The 2,065-nt window shown below is 72.0% G+C and carries 2 protein-coding genes; both read left to right on the top strand.

What is annotated here, in order from left to right; translation table 11 throughout:
* A partial coding sequence (gene bamB, locus ACY35P_RS15460; RefSeq protein WP_462116726.1) for an outer membrane protein assembly factor BamB occupies positions 1-885 on the top strand: 885 nt, incomplete at its 5' end.
* Between the two features lie 72 nt (positions 886-957).
* On the top strand, positions 958-2,065 hold a 1,108-nt coding region (gene der / locus ACY35P_RS15465; protein WP_462116727.1), incomplete at its 3' end, for a ribosome biogenesis GTPase Der.

Below are 2,065 nucleotides of genomic sequence, written 5' to 3' on the forward strand. Positions count from 1 at the left end.
AAGGCGGCCTGGCACTACGAGAGCAAGCTGCAGATCTCCGGCGGCCCCGGCGTCGGCGAAGGCCTGGTGGTCGTGGGCGGCCTGGAAGGCGACGTGGTGGCGCTGGATGCCGCCACGGGCGCCGAGAAGTGGCGCGCGAAGGTCGGCAACGAGGTGGTCGCCGCGCCGACGATCACGCAGGGCCGCGTGTACGTGCGTTCGGTCGACGGTCGCGTCACCGCGTTCGATGCGGCGTCCGGCGAGCGTCGCTGGTTCTGGAACCACGATCTGCCGAGTCTCACCGCGCGCGGCAACGATGCGGTCACCGCGGGTCCCGGCGTCGTCTTCGTCGGTAACGACGACGGCACGCTGACGATGCTGGCGGCGAACGACGGCCGGCCGCTGTGGGACCTGCCGATCGGGCAGCCCGAAGGTCGCAACGAGCTCGAGCGCATGTCCGACGTGGACGGCTCGCCCGTGCTGGAGGGCGGCACGCTGTACGCTACCAGCCTGAAGCGCTCGACCGTCGCGGTCGATGCGCCGAACGGGCGCGCACTGTGGGCGGCCGAACACGGCGGCCCGGGTCGGCCTGCGGTCGGCACCGACCGCGTGGTGGTCACCGAGGCCGACGGCGGCGTGTTCGCGCTCGACAAGCAGGGTGGCGGCGCGTTGTGGCAGCAGCCGGCGCTGCTGCGCCGCGACGTCACGGCCCCGGCGATCGCCGGCGAGGCCGCGGTCGTGGGCGACCTCGACGGCTACGTGCATTGGCTGCGCCTCTCCGATGGCGCGTTCGCCGCGCGCATGCGCGCGGGCAAGGACCCGATCCGTGCGACCCCGGTCGTGGCCGATGGCATCGTGCTGGTGCAGAACGTCGACGGCGGCCTGACGGCCTTCCGCGCGCAGTAATTCCGCCGGGCCGCGCGGGTGGCATCGCCACCCCGCGGCCCGTTCGTTTTCCAAGAGCCCCGAGGTCCGCACATGCTGCCGCTCGTCGCCCTCGTCGGTCGTCCCAACGTCGGCAAGTCCACGCTGTTCAACGTGCTCACCCGCACGCGCGATGCGCTCGTGCACGACGAGCCCGGCGTGACCCGCGACCGCAACTACGGCGTGGCGCGCCCGGAAGGCCGGCCCGCGTTCGCGGTGGTCGACACCGGCGGCATCGCGGGCCAGGAAGAAGGGCTCGCGGGCGCGACCGCACGGCAGGCGCGCGCCGCCGCCGAAGAAGCGGACATCGTGCTGTTCGTCGTGGACGGTCGCGAAGGCCCGTCGGGGCTCGACGACGAGATCCTGCAGTGGCTGCGCCGCACCGGCCGCCCGACGCTGCTGGTCGTCAACAAGACGGACGGCATCGACGCGGCGCAGGCACTCAACGAGTTCGCGCGCTACGGGCTCACGGACCGCATCGCGGTCGCGGCCTCGCACCGGCACGGCGTCGACGCGCTGCTCGCGCGCATCTACGCGCAGCTGCCCGAAGAGGGCGCCTCGCCCGTGCTCGACGAGGATCCGACGCGCATCCGCGTCGCCTTCATCGGGCGCCCCAACGTCGGCAAGTCGACGCTGGTCAACCGCCTGCTCGGCGAGGAACGGATGATCGCGTCCGAAGTGCCGGGCACCACGCGGGACTCGGTGTCCGTCGACATGGAGCGCGACGGTCGCCGCTACCGCCTGATCGACACGGCTGGCCTGCGACGGCGCTCGCGCGTCGACGAGGCCGTCGAGAAGTTCTCAGCCTTCAAGACGCTCGCGGCGATCGAGCAGTGCCAGGTGGCCGTGGTGATGCTCGACGGCTCGGAAGGCATCACCGACCAGGACGCCACCGTGCTCGGCTACGCGCTCGACGCCGGCCGCGCGCTCGTCGTGGCCATCAACAAGTGGGACGGCCTGACCGAGTACCAGCGCGAACAGGCGCAGTCGGTGCTGTCGCGCAAGCTGTCCTTCGTCGAATGGGCGGAGTCGGTGCGCATCAGTGCGAAGCACGGCTCCGGGCTGCGCGAGCTGTTCGCGGCGATCCACCGCGCGCATGCCTCGGCGACCATGGAATTCAGCACGAGCGAAGTCACGCGCGCGGTCGAGATCGCCTACGAGA

It is taken from the genome of Lysobacter xanthus (assembly GCF_047159895.1).